We start from the raw sequence: 24,751 nt of genomic DNA on the forward strand, positions 1-24,751 counted from the left end.
GAATTATAGCGTATTCCTAGATTTATTTCGACATTCCTTGTAAAATAAGGTTTGATCAACCGAAAGGGGCGTTCAAGCCAATGTTGAAAATAGGTTCTCACGTTTCATTCTCGGACAAGGGTCTGTTGACTGCAGCCGAAGAGGCAATCTCGTACGGTTCCAGCACGTTCATGATTTACACGGGGGCGCCGCAGAATACGCGCCGCAAACCCATCGACACATTATACATCGAAGAAGGCAAGGCACGGATGGAATCAGCCGGGATCGGCGAGATCGTCGTGCACGCCCCGTATATTATCAATCTAGGCTCCTACAAGGATGATACGTTCGAGCTCGCCGTAAACTTCCTGCAAGAAGAGATTCGCCGTACGGACGCGATCGGCGTCCGCAATATCGTCCTTCATCCAGGTGCTTATACAGACAAGGATGCGGAGTTTGGCATCAACAGGATTGCCGAGGGATTAAACGAAGTACTCGCAGGAACAAGCGGCACGGCTGTCAATATCGCGCTCGAGACCATGGCCGGCAAAGGAACGGAGATCGGCAGAAGCTTCGAGGAGATTGCCGCCATTATCGAGAAGGTAAAGGACAACCAACGTCTGACCGTCTGCATGGATACTTGCCATATGCACGACGCAGGCTACGACCTCGTCCATGATCTGGACGGCGTTCTGGAGACGTTCGATCGAATCGTGGGACTGGATCGCGTCGCCGTCGTACACGTTAACGACAGCAAAAATCCGCGGGGAGCGTCCAAAGACCGCCATGCTCCCATCGGCGCAGGCTGGCTGGGGCACGAAGCGATCTCGAACATTATCCGCCACGACGCTCTGAAGGGACGTCCGTTTATTTTGGAGACGCCGTGGATTGGCAAAGTCGACAAGAAGGAACGGCCGATGTACGAAGCCGAGATTGCGCTTTTGCGCGGTGATGTGAAGGCGCGCTTTGGCGAAGGTTTTCTTGAAGACGTCGAAAAGCTTCATCATTATTTCGGCAAGCACGAGATCGATCCCAGATCGTTTATCATCGATACGTGGACGCTGCTCAAAAATGACGCGAAGGCAAAAAAAGCCGATCCGCGCGAGCCGATGGAGCGCTTGTACGACATGCTGGAAGTAGACGGTCCATTATCTTCCGAGCTGTCGGAGGAGCAAGTGAACCAGCGCTTGACGGCATGGTTTGCAGGGAAAGATCTGCTCGTAAAGGCTTAAAGGGTTTGGAACAAAATTCATTGTAGAAAAGGAAGATTTATCCGATGTCATCTCAAGTAACCAAACTATCGAAAGGACAAGCAGGACGAGCCCGGATGCTGATCTCCTGTCCGGACCGTCCGGGCATCGTCGCGGCGGTGTCTCATTTTCTCTATGAGCATGGCGCGAATATCGTCTCCTCGGACCAATATACGATGGACCCCGAAGGCGGCATGTTCTTTATCCGTTTCGAATTCGACTTAAACGACATGGACCGGGAGCTTCCAGTTCTAGTTGAAGATTTCGCGCGGGTCGCCGACCGCTTCCAGATGAAGTGGCACACGTTCCGGGCCAGTCGCAAGAAAAGGATGGCGGTCTTTGTATCCAAGGAAGATCATTGTTTGATGGAGCTGCTGTGGCAGTGGCGCGCAGGAGAGCTGGATGCCGAGATCGCCATGGTTATCAGCAACCATCCCGATTTGCGGGAGCTTGTGGAATCGTTCGGCATCCCGTACCATCATGTCCCGGTTACCGCGGAGACGAAGGCGGAAGCGGAGCGCAAGCAGATGGAGATCGTCGCGGACAAAGCGGACATTATCGTGCTTGCCCGCTATATGCAGATTATTTCGCCGAAGTTTATCGAGCAGTTCCCGAACCGCATCATAAATATCCATCACTCGTTCCTTCCTGCTTTCGTAGGGGGCAAGCCGTATGCGCAAGCCTACAACCGGGGCGTCAAAATCATCGGAGCAACGGGGCATTACGTTACGGAAGAGCTGGATGGCGGTCCTATCATCGAGCAGGATGTTCAGCGCGTCACGCATCGCGATAACGTCGAGGATTTAAAGCGAATCGGCCGGACGATCGAACGCGTCGTGCTTGCGCGCGCCGTGAAGTGGCATATCGAGGACAGGGTTATCGTACACGGGAACAAGACGGTTGTATTCAATTAATGCCGGGTGATACAATATTCAAAGCTTTTAACCTGGCTTTGGATAGGTACAGAGAATGACAAATTAGGAGGAACACAAATGTCTGTCACGCAAAAATCTATCGATCAGCTGTCGATCGACACGATCCGTACGCTGGCGATCGACGCCATCGAAAAAGCAAAATCCGGTCATCCAGGCATGCCTATGGGCGCGGCTCCGATGGGTTACCAATTATTCGCCAAGGACATGGTCCATAACCCTTCGAATCCGGAGTGGGTCAACCGCGATCGCTTCGTATTATCCGCAGGCCACGGTTCCATGCTGCTGTACAGCTTGCTTCATCTGTCGGGTTATGCGCTTCCGCTGGAAGAACTGCAGAACTTCCGCCAGTGGGGCTCGTTAACGCCGGGTCACCCTGAGTTCGGCCATACGGCTGGCGTAGACGCGACAACGGGTCCGCTTGGCCAAGGCATCGCGATGGCGGTAGGCATGGCAATGGCAGAAGCTCATCTGGGAGCCGTTTACAATAAAGAAGGTTTCAACGTCATCGATCACTATACGTATTCCATCTGCGGCGACGGCGACCTCATGGAGGGCATCTCGCATGAAGCAGCTTCCCTGGCCGGTCACCTGCAGCTGGGCAAGCTGGTCGTGCTGTACGATTCCAACGATATTTCCCTGGACGGCGAGCTAAGCCTGTCTTACTCCGAGACGGTACAAAAACGTTTCGAGGGTTATGGCTGGCAAGTGCTTCGCGTTTCCGACGGCAACGATCTCGGCGCGCTGACGAAAGCGATCGAGGAAGCCAAAGCGGACGCCTCCAAACCAACTTTGATTGAAGTGAAAACGGTCATCGGCTTCGGCAGCCCGAACAAAGGCGGCAAAGGCGGTCATGCCGGTCCTCACGGATCGCCGCTTGGCGCAGACGAGACGAAGCTCACGAAGCAAGTATACGGCTGGGATGAGAACCATCAGTTTCACGTGCCGGACGAAGTGCGCGCGCATTTCGCAGAGGCAAAAGCCAAAGGAGAACAAGCCAACGCGGCTTGGAATGAGCTGTTCGCAGCTTACAAGGACGCCCATCCGGAGCTTGCCAATCAATTCGAGCTGGCAACGGCTGGCGACCTGCCCGAGGGCTGGGACGCGGAGCTTCCAGCGTACACGACCGAGGACAAGCCTTTGTCGACGCGCGTTGCTTCCGGCAACGCCCTGAACGGTCTAGCGAATCGCGTGCCGAACCTGGCCGGCGGCTCCGCCGACCTGGAAAGCTCCACGATGACCCACCTGAAGGGCCTGACGCAATTCAAACCGGGCAGCTACGACGGACGCAACATCTACTTCGGCGTTCGCGAATTCGGCATGGCGGCGGCGATGAACGGAATCGCGCTGCATACGGGCATCAAAGTTTTCGGCGGCACGTTCTTCGTCTTTACGGATTATCTGCGTCCGGCAATCCGTCTGGCCGCGCTGATGAATCTGCCTGTCGTCTACGTCTTGACGCATGATTCCATCGCGGTAGGCGAAGACGGTCCAACGCATGAGCCGATCGAGCAACTGGCTTCCATCCGCATTATCCCGGGCTTGACGGTCATCCGTCCTGCAGACGGCAACGAGACTTCCGCCGCATGGGCTTACGCGGCAGAGAACAAGGGCAATCCGATCGCGCTTGTGCTGACTCGCCAGAACCTGCCGATTCTCGAAGGCACCGTAACGGGCGCCCGCGAGAACTTGAGCAAAGGCGCTTACGTAGTCTCCGACGCTGCCGGCGAGCCGCAAGCGCAGCTGATTGCAACGGGCTCCGAGGTGCAGCTGGCGGTAGCCGCTCAGAAAGCGCTGGCGGAAGAAGGCATCCAGGTTCGGGTCATCAGCATGCCGAGCATGGATCTGTTCGAGCGCCAGCCTAAGGCTTACAAAGACTCCGTTATTCTGCCAGGCGTGAAAGCTCGTCTCGCGATCGAGATGGCGCATCCGTTCGGCTGGGAGCGTTACACAGGCGATCAAGGCGACATTCTGGGCATCGACCGCTTCGGCGCATCTGCTCCCGGCGACCGCGTGATCAAGGAATACGGCTTCACGGTCGAGAATGTTGTAAGCAAGGTAAAAGCATTACTGTAATAGCCATATGAGAGGCTGGGAAGGGCTTCGTTCGTTGGAACGATTTCCTCCCCGGCCTACTTGGATTGTATGAAACGCGCTGCCTCTGAGGAGAACGGCGTCGGCCGCTTCGCCTTGCCATTATTTAAATACTACGCCTGCTAAGGACTAAAGGAGATTGGATCAATCATGTCGCAATTCGAGAACGTAACCGTAATCAAAAAAGCAAACGTCTATTTCGACGGCAAAGTAACAAGCCGCGCGGTTGTATTCGCAGACGGCACAAAGAAGACGCTTGGCGTCATGCTGCCCGGCGACTATGAATTCGGCACGGACTGTCTTGAAATTATGGAAATTCTGGGCGGCGATCTTAAGGTGCTCCTGCCAGGCGAGACGGAATGGATCCATATCCAAGGCGAGGGCGAATTCAAGGTTCCCGCCAACACGAAGTTCAAGCTTCAGGTTGCCGAAGTGACGGACTACTGCTGTTCGTACATTTACGAGTAATCGCGTCAGCCGATGAGGCCGCATCGTTATAGCGATGCGGCCTTTCGCGTTGTCGGAGCAACGCCACCGAACAAGCCAGTCCGCTTGTGTATGAAATTTCAGCTACAATGGCCCGTTCATCCGGGCACAAACAAGCCCCTCTAATTGTGGCGCCGCAAATTCACATAAACGTCAATACTCCGACATTGTATTCCCTTATGAAAATGGGCTAAAGTTAAAACAATCACTACCAACTTGCAATAGGGGGATTTCAATCCATGAAAGAAAGAAATTACACGCCGCTGGTGACGGTATTAACGGTCGTCATCGTGGCGTTGGTCGCGATCCTGTTCTTTTTGCCGGCCTACGACGGCGAAGTCGGATTCGACGTTAAAATGCTGCCGCTGCTGAACGCGATTTTCAACTGCTTCACGTTTCTGACACTGGTCGTAGCGCTGGTAGCCGTCAAGCGCAAAAATATTAAAATGCACAGGGCGTTTATCGGTCTGGCCTTCTTGTCCACAACGCTGTTCCTCGTCTCTTACGTAACCTATCACTACTTGACGGAGTCGACCAAATACGGCGGCGAAGGCATACTTCGGGGGATTTATTTCTTCGTGCTGCTTACTCATATCGTGCTTGCGGTAGTCGTTGTGCCACTTGCGCTGATGTCGGCCGTTCGCGGCATAACGAACCAAGTGGAGAAGCACCGCAGAATCGCGAAATGGACGATGCCGATCTGGCTTTATGTCAGCTTCACTGGCGTCGTCGTATACCTCATGATTTCTCCCTACTATTAAGTTGAGAAGCGAATGGCAGGCCCCCTCCAAACAGGGGGTTATGCTTGTATTCGGGGCTTTAATCCGATATTCTAAAGGAATAGTTACATAGAGGAGGAATTAGCAAACATGAGCAAAACCGTTCAATTCGATTATAGCAAGGCACTGGCTTTTATCGGTCAACACGAGATCGACAACCTGACAGAGCAGGTCAAAGCGGCACATGGCCAATTACATAACGGCACGGGAGCCGGCTCGGACTATCTGGGCTGGATCGATCTGCCAACGAATTACGATAAGGAAGAGTTCGCTAGAATCAAAGAGGCCGCTTCCAAAATCCAATCCGATTCCGAAGTGCTGATCGTCATCGGCATTGGCGGTTCTTATCTGGGCGCGCGCGCCGCGATCGAGATGCTGTCGAATTCGTTCTACAACATCCAGTCGAAGGAACAGCGCAAGACCCCTCAAGTGTTGTTTGCGGGCAACAACATCAGCTCGACTTACGTGACTCATCTGCTGGGGCTGCTGGAAGGCAGAGACTGGTCCATCAACGTTATCTCGAAGTCCGGCACGACGACGGAACCGGCAATTGCTTTCCGTTTCTTCCGTGCGGAGCTGGAGAAAAAATACGGCAAGGAAGAAGCTCGCAAACGCATCTATGCGACGACGGACCGGGAGAAGGGCGCCCTCAAGAAGCTATCGAACGAAGAAGGCTACGAGTCGTTCGTCATTCCGGACGACGTGGGCGGCCGTTATTCCGTCTTGACAGCGGTAGGCTTGCTGCCGATCGCGGTGGCCGGCATCGACATCGACGCCATGATGCTAGGCGCGGCCGACGCGTCCAAGAAATACGGTAACCCGAACCTGGCGGAGAACGAAGCGTATCAGTACGCGGCTGCCCGCAACGCTCTGTACCGCAAGGGTAAAGTGACGGAAATTCTCGTCAACTATGAGCCTAACCTGCACTTCGTTTCGGAATGGTGGAAGCAGCTGTTCGGCGAGAGCGAAGGCAAGGATTACAAAGGCATCTACCCGGCATCCGTCGACTTCTCGACCGATCTGCACTCCATGGGCCAATTTATCCAAGAAGGCAACCGGAACATCTTCGAGACGGTTATTCAAGTGAAGGAAGTTGCGGAGCACATCACGATCGGCCATGACGACGATAACCTCGACGGACTTAATTTCCTGACGGGCAAAACGATGGACTTCGTCAACAAAAAGGCATTCGAAGGTACGCTTCTTGCGCATACGGACGGCCAAGTGCCGAACCTGATCGTGAACATCGCGGACATGACGCCGTACACGTTCGGCTACCTGGTGTATTTCTTCGAGAAGGCTTGCGGCATCAGCGGTTACTTGCTGGGCGTGAATCCGTTTGATCAGCCGGGCGTTGAAGCCTACAAACGCAACATGTTCGCGCTGCTCGGCAAACCGGGCTTCGAGAAGGAAAAAGCCGAGCTGGAAGCGCGTCTGTAGTTCCCGGGGACGGGAGGCGAAACAAATGAACTTAACCAGCTATAAAACGGTCAGGCAAGAAGCCAGCAAAGAAATCGTCATCAAAAAATCGCGGTTCATCGGCTACGCGAAACCTGTGGAAACCGAAGAGGACGCCGTCGCTTTCATCGATGAGATCAAGCGGCTGCATCGTCAGGCTACGCACAATTGCTCCGCCTATGTGGTCGGAGAGCGCGATCAGCACCAGAAGGCGTCCGATGACGGAGAGCCCAGCGGCACGGCAGGCAAACCAATTCTCGAGGTGATCAAAAACAAAGGCCTTAAAAACGTCGTTGTAGTGGTCACCCGCTATTTTGGCGGCATTATGCTGGGCGCTGGCGGACTCGTGCGGGCTTATACGGACGGTGCGGTAGCGGGTATCGAGGCTGCTGAGGAGATCCAACTGGTGCTACATCGCGAGGTGTTCGTTGACGTGGACTACACGTGGTACGGCAAGCTGGAGAACGAGCTGCACGGCCGCGGTACGCGAGTGGGCGGTACGGAGTTCACCGACCGCGTGACGGTGCTCTGTCTGCCGGAGGAGCCTGCGAAGGACGCGTTCATCGCGTGGATGACGGATTTGACGCAAGGCCAGTCGGTGATCACGGAAGGCGAGAGCCGTTATTATATTGAAGGCGAATAGACTTGAAGCCGGCGCGTCGAGCGCCGGCTTTTCGGCGTTTTTAGGCGCCAGTAAGTAAATCGTCCGCTTTCCGAATGTGCAAGTCGCTCACGCCGACTTAAACCCGCCAACTGACAGCGTTTCGAACGTTTAAGTCGTTTAATCCCATGAGGGTTGCAACAAACGTTACATCAACAGTGCGATTGGATGTTTCTCATAGTAGATCAATTATTTTACAGCCTCTTTTTGAGAGAGTGAGCCAAAAACGCAATCCCTACCTAGTTGTAGTCACATTCTCCCAATAATTGTGTTAATTACTTTTTTCTATGTCACTTTACTTTTCTTGAACATGCCTAATTCCGTTCGCAACGGGGGTACTTCTCTTGATGAACCCCTTTTCTTTCCTGTGGATGTTCGTGTAGGCGCTCGGAATAGAGCGTTTAGGAACTGGATCCAAGGATGAAACATATGAATACGGAACAACTCGAGGACGCGCCAAACGCTTTTCTTCGTTTCTAAGTGTAACTGCATGTACTGTGCAAGCATAAAAGTGATCAGCGTGAGGTAAATCTGGTTCCAAATCGCTTGTGGTTTGTAGCTATGCAGTTTCTTCAGCCTTAGATGTTGTTTGATCCATTTGAAAAAAAGCTCGATTAACCATCTGCATTTGTAGATATGAGCGACTTCTTCGGCCGTGATGTCTAGTCGCGAGGTTAGCAGACGGTAGAAACGCCCCTGCTCATCATAAAACTCCACGAGTCGAATGCGTTCTTTCATGGAGCGGAAATCGCCGCCTACGCTAACGATCGCATCTCGGGTGATGGAGCCATCTGGCGTTACTTGCCTTTCTTCTACAACGGTGGTCAGGGCACGATCCCGCATACGCATGACGAAACGAATGCCTCGCCGGATCCAGTTATCCATGTTTTTGTAGTTATCGTAGCCACGGTCCATGACATAGGTCACGGTGGACTCGGTCACAAGCTCAACGGTAGCCGCTCGATCTCCGACGTTTAACGTCGATGGGATCACGGCATCGGGATAAACGACATCAGGCGAAGCAGTCAAGAGACGTACGTGCAGTTTGACACCGCTGGACGTAGACGAAACTCTGGCCCAGTCTCCAAGCACAAGCGGCAATTTCACCTTGGATGAGTCAATAAGAGCTAGGCGCCCAATGCTAGGTGAAATGCCCTTCAGATTTGCCGTCAGCTTCTGGATATGAACCAAGCCATGGAGGAAGAGTTCATGCAGCATTTCCGTTGGAATCTGGGCCAATTTACGCGAAAGTTGTGCAGCGCTAATGCAGGGTAGATCGAGAACGGATCGTAATTCGGAGTGCGCGTAGATTTGTTCTTCCATCTCGACATAACTCTGCCAATTATTGAACTGAGCAAGAACGAACACCAAGATGCTTTTGCTAATCGTAAGCTTCTTCGCATAGCGATCGGCGTAGAGTAGACGATCCTGTACATCCAAAGGCAGTAAAGAAAGTAGTTGACGAACGACAGTGTTTTGGGTTACGTTATCCATGGTTTGGACTCCTTGTTTAGAGGTCGTGGACAACGTGCTACGTCTCTAAATGTAGGAGCCTTTTTCTGTTTTGTCCATGAAAAACGTGTAGGTAATTACAAATATAGTAACTTCTGTTTGAATCATGTGAGGTTTACTGCAACGTTAATGGTTTAATCCGACTTAACCCCGTTAAGCGTCCGCTTTTCGAATGTGTAAGTCGCTCACGCCGACCTAAATCGTCCAAGCTCTCGCTTTTCGAATGTGTAAGTCGCTCACGCCGACCTAAATCGTCCAAGCGCCCGCTATTCGAATGTGTAAGTCGCTCACGCCGACCTAAATCGTCCAAGCTCTCGCTTTTCGAATGTGTAAGTCGCTCACGCCGACTTAAATCCGCCAAGCGCTCGCTTTTCGAATGAGTAAGTCGCTCACGCCGACCTAATCGTCCAAGCGCTCGCTTTTCGAATGAGTAAGTCGCTCACGCCGACCTAAATCGTCCGAGCGACCGCTTTTCGAATGAGTAAGTCGCTCACGCCGACTTAAATTCGCCAGCTAACTGCTTCCCGAGCGTTTAAGTGGAGTCGTTTCACTCGGCCCTGTCCGCCGCCGCCCGCGAGAGTAATTGTTCGAGTTATCGGGTCTACGGATGAGGCGCCGTACTTATATATAAGAATAGGCTATTAATCCGATCAGTTTTTCGTAATTAACCATTGACTTCCTTTAGCGGTGGATGCTAAATTTAAAATACCTAGTAAGCTAATAGGAATTATGCAATTATGAAATGGTTAACACACCTGCGGCTCGAGCCGATGGTTTGGAGGGTTATGTCACAGTGAACGAAATATTCCGGGGGAAAGCCTGGAGCTTCGGATTCAGAAGCGCCATCATGATCTACTTTTTATGTCTTATTGTACTGCCGATTGTCGGGATATATACCCAATCCTTCTCGCTCGGCTGGACGCCATTTTGGGAAAGCGTCTCGGATCCGCTGGCCTGGAAGGCCGTACTGTTGACCCTCAAGCTGGCTCTGATTGCCACAGTGCTCAATATGTTGATCGGTACGATGATAGGCTGGGTGCTGATCCGTTACCGCTTCCCGGGCCGGAGCATACTGAACAGTCTCGTCGATCTGCCTTTTGCACTGCCTACCGCGGTAGGAGGTCTACTTATCCTTCTGTTGCTGGGGCCTAACAGCCTGGTTGGCATGCTGGCCGGAAAGATTGGAATCGAGATCGTGTTCCACGAGCCGGCTATCGTCATCGCGATGCTGTTCGTGACGTTCCCCTTTGTCATTCGGGCCATTCAGCCGCTGCTGGAGGAGCTGGACCGTTCCGAGGAAGAAGCGGCTTACACGCTTGGCGCCTCCAAGGCGAAGACGTTCTTTAGCGTCATTTTCCCGACGATGCTGCCCGGTATTTTGAGCGGCGCAATGCTTGCCTTCTCCCGAGGGCTGGCGGAATTCGGGGCCGTCGTGCTGGTTGCGGGCAATATTCCCGGCAAGACGCTTGTAGCGTCCGTCTTTATATTCGGAGAGATTGAGAGCAATAACCCGCAAGGCGCTGCAGCCGTATCCGTTATGTTATTGACGTTGTCCTTCCTGATTTTGTGGCTTGTGAACCAGCTGCAAGCAAGGAGGTCGACGCCGTGAGAAGACTGTGGATCATCCTGACTTATGTCATATTTACGCTTTTGCTGATCGTGCCGCTGGTTAAAATTTTTACGGGTGCATGGGAGGAAGGAATTGATGGCTTCTGGGATGCGCTGTCGCGCCCGCAATCCATCCATGCATTGATGATGACGGGTATTATCGTCGTTCTCGTTACGATCATCAACACGCTGTTCGGCGTCATGCTTGCGTTGTACCTTGTAAGAGCACAATGGCTGGGGCCGCGGCTTAAGCGACTGCTTAATAGCATCGTAGATCTTCCGTTTGCGGTATCGCCCGTAATCGGCGGTCTCATGATCGTCCTAATACTGGGACCAAGCACCGTCATTGGAGCATTGTTCGCCGACATGGGCGTCAATATCGTCTACGCGCTGCCGGGCATGATTCTGGCGACGCTGTTTGTCACATTTCCGATTATGGTCCGCGAGGTCATGCCGGTGCTGCAGGAAATCGGAGCTCAGCAGGAAGAGGCGGCTTCTACCTTGGGGGCGTACTCCTGGTACACCTTCTGGAAGGTTACCTGGCCGTCCATCCGCTGGGGCGTCATATATGGCGTCGTATTAACGGTGGCGCGCTCCATGGGCGAATTCGGAGCGGTGCTGGTCGTCTCGGGCAACATTATGAACAAAACGCAGACAGCAACGACCCTGGTCTACCAGGACGTCGAAAACTTTAACGTTGTGGCAGCGAACGGCATCGCGCTGGTGCTTGCCGCGGTATCCGTCGGATTGCTGCTGCTGATGGAATGGTCGAAGAAAAGAAGGGAAGTGCATTAGCCATGCATATTGAGGTTCGCGGCTTAAACAAAAGCTTCGGCGATTTCAACGCCGTCAAAGACGTCAGCTTCGACATCGAGAAGGGCAAGCTGATTGGGCTCTTGGGACCGAGCGGCGGCGGCAAAACGTCCATTTTGCGCATGCTGGCGGGACTCGAGACGCCGACCAGCGGCGATATTGTGTTCCATGGCCAACGCGTTAACGATCTGCCTCCGCAAGAGCGGGGCATCGGCTTTGTCTTTCAGAACTACGCGCTGTTTAAACATATGACGGTATACGATAACGTTGCTTTCGGGCTTAAGGTCAAGAAGCTTTCCAAAGAGAAAATCCGCGAGCGCGTAATGTATCTCATCGAGCTTACGGGGCTCAAGGGCTTCGAGCATCGTTACCCGCATCAGTTGTCAGGCGGTCAGCGTCAGAGGGTCGCGTTCGCGAGGGCGCTGGCGCCCGAGCCGCAACTGCTGCTGCTTGACGAACCGTTCGCGGCGATCGACGCCAAAATCCGGACGGAGCTGCGGACTTGGCTAAAAGAAATGATCGAGCGCGTCGGCATTACATCGATCTTCGTTACGCATGACCAAGAGGAAGCCATCGAGGTAGCCGACGAAATCATGATCATCAGCAAGGGACGTCTGGAGCAGAAGGGCAGCCCTTGGGACATCTACAAAAATCCGGAGACGCCGTTCGTTGCGAGCTTTATCGGAGAGTCCACGATCGTTGAGGATATCTCCATTTTAAAGGGATTCGAGTCATTATCCGATCAACCCGGCACCAAAGCGCTCATTCGTCCTGAATATATCGAGCACGGCAAGCCGGGCGAGATCAAGCTCGCATCGGCGGCAACGACGGCAACCGTCCGTCAGTTGCACTTTCGCGGAAGCGAATGGATGGTAGAGCTTGCGATCGGCGATACGAAGCTGATTACCTACCGATCCCTGGAACGAGAGGTGCTCCAAGTGGGAGGGCAAGTACAGGTACTCGTGCATCGCGCCTATATGTTCAACGACGACGACAGCTGGATTATGGAGAATCCGCTAAAGGTCGATCCGATGCCAATTCATATCTAGCTATAAGTTGGTGTTCAAAAAGTTAGGCTTCTTGGCATGCTTCATGATGGAAAACGGATTTTTTGAACTTCCTTTAATGGCCGACCTAACGACTTTCACGAGAAAGAGTTGTTGCATGGATGAAACGCAAATCATCAATATACAGAAAGCTTCTGGCATCTCTTCTGATTGCCTCGGCATTGCTGGCCACGGCGGGCTGCGGGGAGCAAGAGGCTGAGCCGGGCTCTCCGCAAGGCGACGTGACGCTGGTTATCGGCGCGTATTCCGTCGTGAAGGATGCTTTCGCGGAGCTGCTGCCGGCCTTCAAGGAGAAGTGGCGGCAGGAAACGGGCCAGAGCCTCGTTTTCCAAGAGTCCTATGAAGCTTCGGGTACCCAGGCAAGGGCTATCGCGGGCGGCTTCGAAGCCGATGTCGCCGTACTGGCGATGGAGGGTGATCTGGACAAAATCGAAGACGCCGGCTTCATCAGTCATGATTGGCGCGTCGGCAGCGAAGGCGGCATGATTACGGAATCCATCGTCGTTTTGGGAACGCGCGAAGGCAATCCGCTGGGCATTCGGGACTGGGATGATCTCGCGAAGGATGGCGTTAAGGTGCTGTATCCGAACCCCAAGACGTCCGGCGGCGCGCAGTGGGATATCAACGCGATCTACGGCGCAGGCTTGAAGCGCTCCGAAGAGATTGAAGGAGCAAAGTCGGAGACGTATGCCAAGTCATTCCTGAAATCCATACACGCCAACGTGGAATCGCTCGACAAGAGCGGACGGGCGTCGATGGCCGCCTTCGAATACGGCGTGGGCGACGTCATCGTAACGTACGAGAATGAGCTCAAGGCGCGTATCCAGCAAGGGGTGCCGTACGAGATCGTCGTGCCGAAGGATACCATTCTCATTCAGAATCCGGCGGCTGTAGTCGACCGCAACGTCGACAAACACGGCACCAGAGAAGTGGCGGAAGCGTTTATCGCCTTTCTGCATGCCGAGGAATCGCAGCGCGTGTTCGTGAAGCACGGCTTCCGGCCGGCTCGGGAAAACGTCAAGCAGGAGCTGGGCGGACAATTTGTCGTTCCGGAAGGATTGTTCGATATCTCTTATCTGGGCGGCTGGGATGAGGTGCGCTCCAAGCTTTATTCCAAACGAGGCATCTGGTACCAGGTGTTAGCCGATATTTGAGGAAACAATCGATGCCTTCTATAATTTGATTCGAAGAAAGCCGGCCGAGAGGTCGGCTTTTTGGTGTAGCAGAAACAACGTATCCCATTACAAACATTTTGTTTGAGTCGGAGACGTTAATGCTATAAAATAAATAGACGCGCGGACCATATATGTCATATTGATGAATATGGCGACAATGTTCGCAACTTGAGATTGCATTATTAGCGAAAATCGACTACCATTAGTTTAGAATAATTCTAAATAATTGGACTGCCAGGTTAGGGTTACTCATACACACAAGGGAAGCCCATAATAACCTCTAAATAGATAACGAGCTGGAAGGGAGCAGGGCGGAATGAACGTTTCGGCTGAGATCGACAAAATTAAACGAGCATTAATGGAGAATGGCTCCAAGTTAACCACGCAGAGGGAGATCATCGTGCGCGTATTGCTTGAAAACGAGCAGGATCACTTGAGCGCGGAGGACGTGTACATGCTCGTCAAGGAGAAATTCCCGGAGATCGGTCTTGCGACTGTTTACCGGACGCTTGAGCTGCTAGCCGACCTGCAGGTTGTCGCCAAGATGAACTTCGGCGACGGGGTCGCGAGGTACGATCTTCGCGGCGAAGGCCAGGAGCATATGCATCACCATCTTATCTGCCAGAGATGCGGCGCTTTGGATGAGATCAAGGAGGATTGGCTGACGGATCTGGAGGAGCGGCTGGAGCGGGAATACGGCTTCAAGGTGCTGGATCATCGACTGGACTTTATTGGTAATTACCACGAGTGCAAGAACACGGAATGCAAACGGAATAATAAAGCCGTTTCTTGATCTCGCTTATACCAAGGGAAATATGGAACCTGACGGAAGATCGAGAGACTTCCTTCGGGTTCTTTTGCGTTCGGTTGGTCGGAGAGTGAGAAAGTTCTAAAAAAAGTGCTGAAATCCCTTAAAAAAAGCCCATACGGCCCCTGTTTACCTGTGCTAAACTACCCTTGCATCCCATCGATAGCTTAGTTCGAAGGAGTATCTTGAATTCCGCTTGGTATACTAGCTTGTATAGATGATTGAACGAGGAAGGAGTGTCGCCGAATGGCAATATCCGTAGTGCTGGCCGACGATGAACCGATCATATTGAAAGGGCTCACCAAGCTGATTCCATGGGATCAACACGGCATGGAAATTGCGGGTTATGCTTACGACGGCAAAGAGCTGTTCGAGGCCATCGAGACCTATAAGCCCGATGTGGTCATCAGCGACATTAATATGCCTTATTTCAGCGGCATTGACATCATTAAAGAAATCAAGCGACGCCAACTGCCGATCAAAGTTGTATTTATCAGCGCGTATCAGGAATTCGCTTATGCAAGAGACGCCGTCGCTTACGGCGCGGTCGATTATTTGGTCAAGCCCGTTAAAAAAACGGAATTGGAGGCCGTCATCAAGAAGACGCTGGGCCAAATTTCGGAGGAGAACGAGGAAGGGCGGATCCGGGACAAGCTGAACTTGCTGGAGCGCAAAAACAGAGACGACGAAGTGGGCGGATGGCTGGCCCAGCTTGCCGAAGGAACGTTTTCCGAGCAGTCGGAGGGTTACCCGTATTTGCTCGAGAAGCTGGATGATTCGCGATATACGATCGGTATTCTCGGCATCGACCCTTCGGGCAACGACAGCGAGCGCTGGCCGGCGCAAACGCAGAAGCTGGTGGAGTTCGCCATTCATAACATTGTGCAAGAAAGTCTTGCCTTATACGGGAAAGGATACTCCTTCATTCAGAACGGAGCCCATATTTTCGTGCTTAACCATGCCGCGGAGGATGTGCCGCTTCGGTTGGCCGATGCCATCCGCCGCAATATAGCGGACTATTTGAAACTCAAGGTTTCCGTCGGCGTAGGCGAATCGGCAGAAACCCTGTTTGGGCTCAAGCAATCCGGCGATCAGGCAAAGAGGGCGTTGGAGATGACCTATTACGAAGGTCTGAACCGTGTCATCCCGTACCGCAAGCTGGAGCAACGCAAGGACAGCGAAAACGAATGGTTTACGCTCCAGTCCGGCATAATCAAGTCGCTGACCGTGGGAGACTGGTCCGGTGCGAAAGCTTCGATGCAAACGCTGCTGCGATTAATCGAAAGCGCGACGATCGGCAACCGGCAGCTTGCCGTATCCACTTGCTTTTCGTCGATGCTCTTTATCGTGCAAGAGGTCAAGAAAGCGGATGTGCCCATGTCGGACCTCGGCTTCGACATCCAGCATTTGCAGGGCCGGCTGGAAACCTATGTCACTTACAAGGATTTATGCGACGGGATATACGATATGCTGCTGGAGCTGTACAATCGGATCGGCGACAAGCCGGGGATCAAGGAACAAACGTTAATAGCCCGTATAGCAGCCTATATCGATGAGCATTATAGAGAAGATATTTCCTTGGAGTCGGTGGCTGGCATCGCGTTTATGAACCCGTATTACTTCAGCAGCTTTTTCAAGAAACATATGAAACGCAATTTCAAGCAATACGTTACGGATCTGAGAATGAAGCAGGCAATGGAGCTGCTGAAGCATACAGATATGATGATCTACGAAATCGCGGAGCAGGTGGGTTACAATAACGCCCGCCACTTCAGCGATATGTTCAAGAAACAGACAGGCAAGCTGCCGCAAGAGTACAAACAAGCATTCAGGCAATAAAAGGATAGGAACGTTCGATGAAAGCATGCTTCGCTTTGCGCATATGGAACATGCGCTGATGGCGGGACATGCTTTCTTGCTTATTATTCGGGGGAGTGGGAGGCGTTGGCGATCTTGCGGAAGTGGTGGAACAGTATTTTTGTAAAATTTTCGGCTGCGTTTTTGCTTGTCGGCTTAATACCGCTTATTGCGCTTAGCATCTTTTCGCTGCAGGCGTTCAGCGGTCATGTTCAGCAGTTTACGATCAACAATTTAAAGCAGATGTCCTTATATTTGAGCTATAATATCAACAACTTTTTTTCGGATTACGACGAAATAACGAGACTAATGTACACAGGCAGATACGAGGGTTATTCGCCTACGTTGTCCGTCGACCAGACGGCTAACGTAAACGAGTTCGAGCAAATCAACAGCGTTCCTATCGGCGCGTTTTTAAGAACAGTGTTATATAGCGACAAGCATATTCGAAGCGTCTACTTCGTAAGAGCGCTGGATCAAAAGATTTATTACCAGACGAAGCAAAGCAAACCTCTTCTCGCGGATAAATTGCCCATCGATCAATGGCTGAAGCCGCTTGAGGAGCGTCCCAACTACTTGTCGATCTATCCGACCCATGGCGAATATTATTACAACGCGCCGAATCAGAAGGTGATAACGTTCGCGCGCAACCTGATCGATATTTCCGGCACGCTGACTCCGGACCCTAAAGTAGTAGGAAGTCTTTTAATCGACGTAGACGCGGGGGTGCTGGATAGTCTGCTGCAGGAAACGAACTTGTCCGGAGATGATGAGCTCTACGTGCTCGACAGCGACAATCAAGTCTACTACAGCAGCAAGGAAGCGGCAGACGGAGAATCGATCTCCGTATTGGATCGTTCCGAAGACAGCGGTTATCTGACGTTTAGCGATGAGGTTCCATATCTCAACGGACAGGTTTTTATGCGGGTTTCCAAAAATGGGCTGTTCGAGCAACTGACATCCACTCAATCGACCGTCTATATCGCCATTATCGTCTGTTCGATCGTGCTGCTGGCAATGGGAACCTGGTTCTCCAAGCGGCTCGCGGCCCCTATTCGCAATGTGCTGCTGCATATGAATAAGGTAGAAATGGGGAATCTGGACACGCACATCGAGAGATACGGCAAGGACGAGCTTGGCAGGCTGGCCTTTGGCTTTAATCGAATGGTGGATCGGCTCAAAATATTTATCAATGATGCGTACGTCGCGGAAATCAAGCAAAAGCAAGCCGAGCTCAGCGCGTTGAAAAGCCAGATACGTCCCCATTACTTGTACAATACGCTGGAAGTCATTCGGATGAATGCCGTCTACAACGATGACGAAGAAGTCGCCGATATGATTTTGTCATTGTCCAATCAGTTGAAATACGTGATCGACTACGGAGAGGATTGGGTATCCGTTCAGGAAGAATTGAACCATCTGGAGGACTATTTTTATATTATTCGCGTTCGTTACGAAAACCGAATCGAGCTCCGGCTGCAAATCGCCGACGAGGTGAGAAGAGACTATCCCATTCTAAAGCTGTCGCTGCAGCCCATCGTGGAAAACGCGATCCAGCATGGCATTCGCCCCAAGGGCGGGAAGGGCAGCGTGCTTGTATCGCTGGAGGTTGCCGGCAGCAAGCTGGTCGTAACGATCTACGACGACGGTGCGGGCATCGGAGAGGACAGGTTGCTGGAACTTCAGCAGTTGCTTGCGGAATCCAAGGCGCCAAGCAAAAACATCGGCATGAAAAATGTCCATGACCGCATCAAAACGATATGCGGAGAGGATTACGGCTTAACGATCAACAGTATGGAGCATGTGGGAACCTCGGTGCAATTATTATTGCCGATCCTCCCCAAACATCTTAAATAAGCCGCATATGCGGCTTAAAAAACTTCATTCATAACGACTTTGGCGGATGATACTCTTAGATCAAGGAAAACAACATCCTTACAACCTGGTACTCAATAAAGGGAGGCTTACAGAAAGATGGCCAAAAAAACATTATTTCAGTTATTTTCCATTGTTACGGCTGCTTCGTTAGTACTGACCGCTTGCGGCGGGAACAACAACAATTCCGGTGCGAATAACGGTGCGCCAAGCGCTTCGCCGGCAGGAACGGATGCTGCCGAAAGCAATAAGCCAGTGACGATTTCCGTTGCGTACGCAACGGGCGATCCGGCTACGAAACAAGCGATTGAAACAACGATTGACGCTTTTACGACGGCTAACCCGCACATTACGGTTAAAAACATCAGCGAAACGACAAGCGACTCCTATCTGGACTGGCTGAAAACAAAAGACGCGGTCGGAGAATTCCCGGACCTGGTGGAAATGCGCGATACGAAAGTTTTTGCGGATGCGGGCAAGCTGGCCGAGCTGCCGGAAGGGCTGCACAGCCTGTTTACCTTCCTGCCGGAATATGATGGCAAAAAATATAACGCTCCGCTTACAGGCAATGCGCCCAACGGCATTATTTACAGTAAAAAAGCATACGCCGATGCCGGAATTACAGAGCTTCCGAAGACATACGACGAGTTTATCGCGATACAGGATAAGCTGCTCGACAGCGGAATTTCTCCAATTGTAGCCGGCGGCAAAGATATTTTCCATATGGGCTTCTGGGTCAATTACTTCCTGATCAACAACGTGTACAAAGAAGATCCGGATTGGAACTCCAAACGCACAGCCAAGACGGCGAGCTTTACCGATGCCCCTATGGTACAAGCGATTAACGACTATAAGGAGCTGTTCACGAAATATGTGGACAAAGGCTGGCTGAGCACGGGCGACAACCAGACGGCTTCCATGCTCGTAACGGGCAAGGCTGCGCAGCTATATTCGGGTCCCTGGATGTTCGGGCAAATTACGGAGGCTGATCCCAGCTTCGAATACGGCTTCTATGCGTTGCCGGGCAAAGACGGCTCCGTAATCGTTAACGGCTTGCCTACCCTTGCCGGATGGTCCCTTTCCGCAGAAGCGGCCAAGGATGCCGACAAAGTAGAAGCGATTTCGGCGTTTATCAAATTTTTCTTTGATCCGGCGCAATACAGCCCGTACCTGGCGACCGTCAACGGAATTCCAACGACGGCTGCCGAAGTAACCTACGAGACGAACGAGCATATGCAAGAAGTGCTTCGGCTTATGGCGGACTCTTCGGTCGAGAAGTCCATGATGATCAATCAGTGGTTCGGCGAGAACGCAATTCCGCCGCAATTCCGCAACTGGTTCTACAAGCTGTTGCAAGACCTCGTCGTAAACGACGCCGATGTTCTGCAATATATGCAGCAATCCGATACGGAATACGACAACAACGTGAAAGCAAACCAACAATAAAGCCAACAGCTTAGGCGATCAACATGCGGGATAACCTCTGCCGGGCGGCAGAGGTTATCTTTCAGAAGAGGCAGGAGGAGAGCGTTATGAATGCCACGGCAGTAATCAGAAAAAAGAAAAAATGGTGGCAGAGCTACGCGATATGGTTTATATTGCCGGCGTTTGTACTATATACCTTGTTTGTCATGATCCCCACATTCAACAGTATCTATCTTAGTTTTACGTCCTGGGACGGCATTAGCGAAAACGTTCGTTACATCGGCTTCGACAACTTTAAGGAAATATGGGAAAGTCCGAGGGTTCATAACGCGCTGACCAATACGATTATCGTTGCTGTTTCGCTTGTTCTGCTGGAAAATGCGGTGGCCCTTGTGCTGGCTATCCTTGTGGATCAAGTACGCTGGTTCCGCAATTTGTTCCGCAGCATCTTTTATTTCCCGGTACTGATGAGCGGTATTATTATGGGTTTTATCTGGATGATTATTTTGAATTACAATTTCGGCGTTGTAAACCAACTGCTGGATATGACGGGCCTAAGCGCTATTAAGACAGACTGGCTCGGCAACCCGGATTTTGCGCTGCTATCGATTATATTGTCAACGGTTTGGAAAGCATCGGGCTACTACATGATTATTTATCTGGCGGGCCTGCAGGGCATTCCGCAAGAGCTTCTGGAGGCGGCAAGCATCGATGGAGCGGGCAAGTGGAAGCAATTCCGGCATGTTACGTTCCCTCTGCTGGCAGGGGCAACGACCGTATGCGTCATGTTGTCGATGATCAACTCCCTGAAGCTGTTCGATCAAATTGCGGTTATGACCAACGGCGGGCCGGGCTTTGCCACGGAAACGTTGACTTACATTATATACAAGGTTGCGTTCGGCGAAGGACGACAAGGTTTCGGCACCGCGCTTGCAATCGTATTGTTTATTCTCATTCTTATTATTTCGCTTATCCAGATTCGAGTGCTTCGCAAACGGGAGGTGGAGATGTAAGATGGGCCAAAAAGCGAAAAAGCCGATTACATCCGGTCAAATCATTTTGTTCGCGGTTACGCTGCTCATTGCGATCCTATTCGCATTTCCAATCTTCTTTAATATCATGTCTGCGTTTAAATCCAACTCCGAAATTCTTCGTGACGCCATTGCGTTCCCGGAAGGTTTTTATACGGAGAGCTTTAAATATTTGCTTACCGAAACGGAATATCCGAAAGCGATGCTAAACAGTGCGGTCCTTACGCTTGGCTCGATCGCCGCAATGATTGTCATCATCCCGATGGCGGCGTATGCGATCGAACGGACGAACCGCAAGTGGACGAATGCCGTCTACATCTTTTTCCTGTTCGGCATGATGATTCCGTTCCAGGTTTACATGATTCCGCTGTTCAAGCAGCTCAAGACGATGGGGCTGTTCGGCAATCTGGGCGGACCGATTCTGATCTACATCGCGGGTTCGGTAGGTTTCGGCGTCCTGCTATATACGAGCTTTCTCAAGGGCGTTCCGAGAGAAATAGAGGAATCCGCGGAGATCGATGGCTGTACGCGGATAGGCATATTTTGGCGAATCGTCTTCCCTTTGCTTGGCCCGGTTACGGCCAGCATGGTCGTGCTGCAAGGTCTTGGAATCTGGAACGACTTCCTGATGCCGATGCTTGTTCTGCCATCCGGCCAGACAAAGACGATGATCGTGGAGCTGTTCTATTATGTCGGAGAATTCTCATCTCGCTGGGATATGATTTTTGCGGGCACGACGATGTCGCTGGTGCCGGTATTAATCGCCTTTTTGTCCTTGCAGAAGTACTTCGTAAAAGGCGTTTCGTCGGGAGCGGTTAAAGGCTAGCGCCCAGGCGGGCAACCCAATAGCTTGGACATTATTTGGAAAACTGGTTAGCCGAAGCCGAATAACGGTTCACGGTTGAGAGAGGCTGTCCCTTAGGTCATCATTGGCTTAAGGGGAGCCTCTTTTTGTCTGGCACGCTGAGCTGCAAAAGGACGGAAACAGTCGTATCTCCCTGGCGCCGGCATGCTTAACAGCGTTACACCCGGTACAAATGCCGCCAATAGGAGGACGGGGCTTCGCCCGTCACCTTCTTGAACACTCTGCTGAAGTAATAGGGACTGTTGAAGCCTAGCCGTTCGCTAATTTCAGAAACGTTAAGCGAGGTGTTGCGCATCAGATCGATCGCTTTGTCGATCCGCAGCTTCGTATGCATCTCGATCACCGTCCGGCCGGTATGTTTGCGAAATGCGGTCGATATATAGTTGTAATTCAAATCGAGCCGGCGCGCCAGTTCCTCCGCTTGAAATTCTTTGCTCGCATGATCGACGAGATAAGCCATCACTTTGCCTGTCAGCGCCGACATTTTGCCTGCCGGAACCTGGGCATCCTCGTCGGATAAGGTTGCCTCGTGCAAATCGAGAAACAGCCCGTACGCCCGGATGCTCGCTCTTGTCATGCCGTGCAGCCGGGGCTGCCTGTATTCGTCGAGCATCGCCATCAGCCTGTCGCCGAGCGAAGGTTGAAGGGGCAATCCGCCATGCTTGGGCAGCTCGAACCGGTATTCGTAATGGCCCGGCGTATAGTAGCCCGTCTCGGGCATCGGCAAGCGGCCGCTGTAGCCGTCCTGCTCTTCCGACGGAGCATCGAAGTGAATCCAATACCATGCGGTGCCCGCTTCGCTTTCGGGCAGGCCCCAGTGACGAAGCCCCTTTTTCAAAAACAAATGCTCGCCCTGCCGCACCCGATATTCCGTTCCTTCCTCGATCACATGCATGCAGCCTTTCGTCACAAACAAAAATACATCGTAGTCCAGCACCCGGTCGGGATGGGTATAGACGGCAGCCGTCTGATTCCACCCCATGTCCCGCACCAGCGGCATCCGGTCCGCGGTTAACCGTACTGTACCTACCATAGCCGGTATCCTCCTTGAACTTAAAGCTCTATAACTCCATTATAAAGATGAAAAAAGTATATGCAATTTTATATTCCGTCTATTCTTTGCCTTTATTATAAATATTAAACTAATTACATGATATGAAAAAAGTGAGGGTTTGCGATGATGGCGCAGTTTTATAACTTAGAGCCGGGACGGGCGAAGCTTGGGGAGGGTCCTCTGGCCGCACGTTTCCGGTTAAACAAGGATTATGTAATGAGTTTGACCAATGCCAACCTCCTCCGCGGCTTCTATATGGAAGCGGGCTTGTGGAGCTATAGCGGCAACGGGGGCACGACGACGGCCTCCACAACCAGTATGGAGGGACCCGAACAGTGGCATTGGGGCTGGGAAGCCGTCACTTGCGAGCTTCGGGGACATTTCATGGGGCATTGGCTGTCGGCGGCGGCTCGTATTTACGCGCAGACTAACGATTTCATGGTCAAGGCGAAGGCCGATACGATCGTGTCGGAGCTGGCGCGTTGCCAGGAGGCGAACGGAGGCGGGTGGCTCGCCGCGTTCCCGGAAACCTTTATGCATCGGCTCTTAAACGGCAAGTGGGTATGGGCGCCGCATTATACCGTGCACAAGCTGCTGATGGGGCTCCTCGAAATGTATCAGCTGGCGGGCAACGGGCAGGCGCTGTCCATCGCGAAGGGCATGGCGGACTGGTTTTACCGCTGGACGTCGGCTTTGTCGCAGGAGCAGCTGGACGAGCTGCTGGATATGGAGACGGGCGGCATGCTGGAAACCTGGGCCGAGCTGTACGGCATTACAAGGGCGGATAACCACAGGAAGCTGATGGAGCGTTATGTCCGCAACCGGTTCTTTGATCTGCTGCTGCGGGGCGAGGATGTCCTGACGAACAAACATGCCAATACGCAAATCCCGGAAATATTAGGCGCCGCAAGGGTGTACGAAGTGACCGGGGACGAGCGTTTTCGCCGCATAGCGGAATCCTTTTGGGCATGCGCCGTCACAAAGCGGGGGTATATATGCACGGGCGCCGGCGACGACGGAGAGCTCTGGATGCCGCATCATGATATGGAAGCGAGACTAGGCGTCGGACAGGAGCATTGCGTCAACTACAATATGATGCGGCTTTCGCATACGCTGCTGCGCTGGACGGGAAATGCCGCTTACGCCGATTATTGGGAGAGGCGGTTCGTCAACGGCGTATTGGCGCATCAACATGGAGATACGGGCATGATCTCCTATTTCCTCGGGGTTGCCCCCGGCAGCCGCAAGACATGGGGATCGGAGACGGGACATTTCTGGTGCTGTCACGGAACGCTGATTCAAGCCAACGCGGCCTACGAATCCCAAATTTATCTGAGAGATGGCGATGGCGTCGCGATTGCGCAATGGATTCCGTCCGTCGCTTCGATTGAGCTGGAAGGAGTCCGGGTCGGCCTCGCCATCGAGCAGGATAGCCAGCAGGGGCTGTATCCGATGAATAAGTGGAATGTGACTGGCATGAAGGCGATTACCGAGGTGCATCGACCTGCCATACCCGTTACTAGGCCCGACCGGTTTCTGTTCAGCGTAAAGGTGAGCTGCGGCCGGGCAGCGCAGTTCGCGCTTAAGCTGAGGATACCATGGTGGGTTAAGGAGCGAGCCACGATCACGGTTAACGGCATTCTACAGCAGGATGTGCCGGAAGGCACGGGTTTCTGTAAGCTGAACCGAGTGTGGAGCGATGGAGATCTCGTTAAGGTGGAGCTGCCCAAGGCGCTGGCGGCCGAGCCGCTGCCAGGCTCGGCGGATCGGTACGCGTTTGTAGACGGTCCCGTCGTGCTGGCCGGCTTGACGGACGAAGATCGTCTCCTCGTTGGCGACGCCGAATGCCCGGAAAGTTTGCTGACGCCGGAGCGGGAGCGCAACCATAGCTGGTGGAATGCCGGCTATTACAAAACCAAAGGTCAGAGCGTTAATATTCGTTTGATCCCGCTGCACGAGATTAAGGACGAAAGTTATTCGGTTTATTTTCAGGTGAAGGCGGCGGAGCAAACAGCGCAATAA

General features: G+C 52.5%; 20 protein-coding genes. 18 read left to right on the forward strand and 2 right to left on the reverse strand.

The genetic code is table 11. From position 1 onward, the window contains the following. The first annotated feature begins 80 nt into the window (after window positions 1-80). The 7 genes from H7F31_RS13115 to H7F31_RS13145 all read left to right on the forward strand — a co-directional run bounded on the left by H7F31_RS13115 (window position 81) and on the right by H7F31_RS13145 (window position 7,621). Window positions 81-1,211, forward strand: coding sequence for a deoxyribonuclease IV (locus tag H7F31_RS13115; RefSeq protein WP_187104538.1), 1,131 nt, complete (start codon window positions 81-83; stop codon window positions 1,209-1,211). A gap of 44 nt (window positions 1,212-1,255) precedes the next feature. Next, the gene (gene purU, locus H7F31_RS13120) at window positions 1,256-2,143 is read left to right on the forward strand and encodes a formyltetrahydrofolate deformylase (protein ID WP_187104539.1); all 888 of its coding nucleotides are present in this window, start codon (window positions 1,256-1,258) and stop codon (window positions 2,141-2,143) included. Window positions 2,144-2,221: 78 nt separating this feature from the next. Continuing rightward, complete coding sequence (tkt, locus tag H7F31_RS13125; RefSeq protein WP_187104540.1) at window positions 2,222-4,237, forward strand: transketolase; 2,016 nt, start codon at window positions 2,222-2,224, stop codon at window positions 4,235-4,237. A 168-nt stretch (window positions 4,238-4,405) separates the two neighbouring features. Further along, window positions 4,406-4,723 carry a pyrimidine/purine nucleoside phosphorylase gene (locus tag H7F31_RS13130; RefSeq protein WP_087570828.1) on the forward strand — a complete coding sequence of 106 codons (318 nt, stop codon included), beginning with the start codon at window positions 4,406-4,408 and terminating at the stop codon, window positions 4,721-4,723. A gap of 257 nt (window positions 4,724-4,980) precedes the next feature. Beyond that, window positions 4,981-5,502, forward strand: a complete 522-nt coding sequence (locus tag H7F31_RS13135; RefSeq protein ID WP_187104541.1) for a DUF420 domain-containing protein — start codon at window positions 4,981-4,983, stop codon at window positions 5,500-5,502. 108 nt (window positions 5,503-5,610) lie between these two features. Then, window positions 5,611-6,960 (forward strand): glucose-6-phosphate isomerase, encoded by a 1,350-nt coding sequence (locus H7F31_RS13140; protein ID WP_187104542.1) that lies wholly within the window; start codon window positions 5,611-5,613, stop codon window positions 6,958-6,960. A gap of 25 nt (window positions 6,961-6,985) precedes the next feature. Beyond that, on the forward strand, window positions 6,986-7,621 hold the full coding sequence (locus H7F31_RS13145) for a YigZ family protein (protein WP_187104543.1): 636 nt from the start codon (window positions 6,986-6,988) through the stop codon (window positions 7,619-7,621). Between the two features lie 303 nt (window positions 7,622-7,924). On the opposite strand, the gene H7F31_RS13150 is transcribed toward H7F31_RS13145, so the two are convergent. Continuing rightward, window positions 7,925-9,133: an IS4 family transposase gene (locus H7F31_RS13150; protein WP_187100809.1), complete on the reverse strand. Its 1,209-nt coding sequence runs from the start codon at window positions 9,131-9,133 to the stop codon at window positions 7,925-7,927. 865 nt (window positions 9,134-9,998) lie between these two features. Between H7F31_RS13150 and cysT the strand changes: the two genes are divergently transcribed. The 10 genes from cysT to H7F31_RS13200 all read left to right on the forward strand — a co-directional run bounded on the left by cysT (window position 9,999) and on the right by H7F31_RS13200 (window position 21,636). Next, entirely contained in the window at window positions 9,999-10,760 is a 762-nt protein-coding gene (gene cysT, locus H7F31_RS13155; protein ID WP_397374688.1) for a sulfate ABC transporter permease subunit CysT, read from the forward strand. Next, on the forward strand, window positions 10,757-11,554 hold the full coding sequence (locus H7F31_RS13160) for a sulfate ABC transporter permease subunit (protein ID WP_087570823.1): 798 nt from the start codon (window positions 10,757-10,759) through the stop codon (window positions 11,552-11,554). Before cysT ends, H7F31_RS13160 begins: the two co-directional genes overlap by 4 nt. Before the next feature lie 2 nt (window positions 11,555-11,556). Further along, window positions 11,557-12,621 carry a sulfate/molybdate ABC transporter ATP-binding protein gene (locus H7F31_RS13165; protein WP_087570822.1) on the forward strand — a complete coding sequence of 355 codons (1,065 nt, stop codon included), beginning with the start codon at window positions 11,557-11,559 and terminating at the stop codon, window positions 12,619-12,621. Between the two features lie 119 nt (window positions 12,622-12,740). Continuing rightward, complete coding sequence (locus H7F31_RS13170; RefSeq protein ID WP_187104545.1) at window positions 12,741-13,793, forward strand: sulfate ABC transporter substrate-binding protein; 1,053 nt, start codon at window positions 12,741-12,743, stop codon at window positions 13,791-13,793. Between the two features lie 337 nt (window positions 13,794-14,130). Beyond that, window positions 14,131-14,607: a ferric iron uptake transcriptional regulator gene (locus H7F31_RS13175; RefSeq protein WP_187104546.1), complete on the forward strand. Its 477-nt coding sequence runs from the start codon at window positions 14,131-14,133 to the stop codon at window positions 14,605-14,607. Between the two features lie 261 nt (window positions 14,608-14,868). Then, on the forward strand, window positions 14,869-16,461 hold the full coding sequence (locus H7F31_RS13180) for a response regulator (RefSeq protein ID WP_187104547.1): 1,593 nt from the start codon (window positions 14,869-14,871) through the stop codon (window positions 16,459-16,461). Window positions 16,462-16,566: 105 nt separating this feature from the next. Further along, window positions 16,567-18,336 (forward strand): cache domain-containing sensor histidine kinase, encoded by a 1,770-nt coding sequence (locus tag H7F31_RS13185; RefSeq protein WP_187104548.1) that lies wholly within the window; start codon window positions 16,567-16,569, stop codon window positions 18,334-18,336. Between the two features lie 117 nt (window positions 18,337-18,453). Continuing rightward, window positions 18,454-19,800: an ABC transporter substrate-binding protein gene (locus H7F31_RS13190; protein WP_187104549.1), complete on the forward strand. Its 1,347-nt coding sequence runs from the start codon at window positions 18,454-18,456 to the stop codon at window positions 19,798-19,800. A gap of 86 nt (window positions 19,801-19,886) precedes the next feature. Next, on the forward strand, window positions 19,887-20,792 hold the full coding sequence (locus H7F31_RS13195; RefSeq protein ID WP_187104550.1) for a carbohydrate ABC transporter permease: 906 nt from the start codon (window positions 19,887-19,889) through the stop codon (window positions 20,790-20,792). Between the two features lies 1 nt (window position 20,793). Continuing rightward, window positions 20,794-21,636 (forward strand): carbohydrate ABC transporter permease, encoded by an 843-nt coding sequence (locus H7F31_RS13200; RefSeq protein ID WP_187104551.1) that lies wholly within the window; start codon window positions 20,794-20,796, stop codon window positions 21,634-21,636. Between the two features lie 196 nt (window positions 21,637-21,832). On the opposite strand, the gene H7F31_RS13205 is transcribed toward H7F31_RS13200, so the two are convergent. Then, entirely contained in the window at window positions 21,833-22,708 is an 876-nt protein-coding gene (locus tag H7F31_RS13205; RefSeq protein ID WP_187104552.1) for a helix-turn-helix domain-containing protein, read from the reverse strand. A gap of 144 nt (window positions 22,709-22,852) precedes the next feature. Between H7F31_RS13205 and H7F31_RS13210 the strand changes: the two genes are divergently transcribed. After that, entirely contained in the window at window positions 22,853-24,751 is a 1,899-nt protein-coding gene (locus H7F31_RS13210; protein ID WP_261800411.1) for a beta-L-arabinofuranosidase domain-containing protein, read from the forward strand.

Source organism: Paenibacillus sp. PAMC21692 (assembly GCF_014303795.1).
Classification (GTDB): Bacteria; Bacillota; Bacilli; order Paenibacillales; family Paenibacillaceae; genus Pristimantibacillus; species Pristimantibacillus agaridevorans.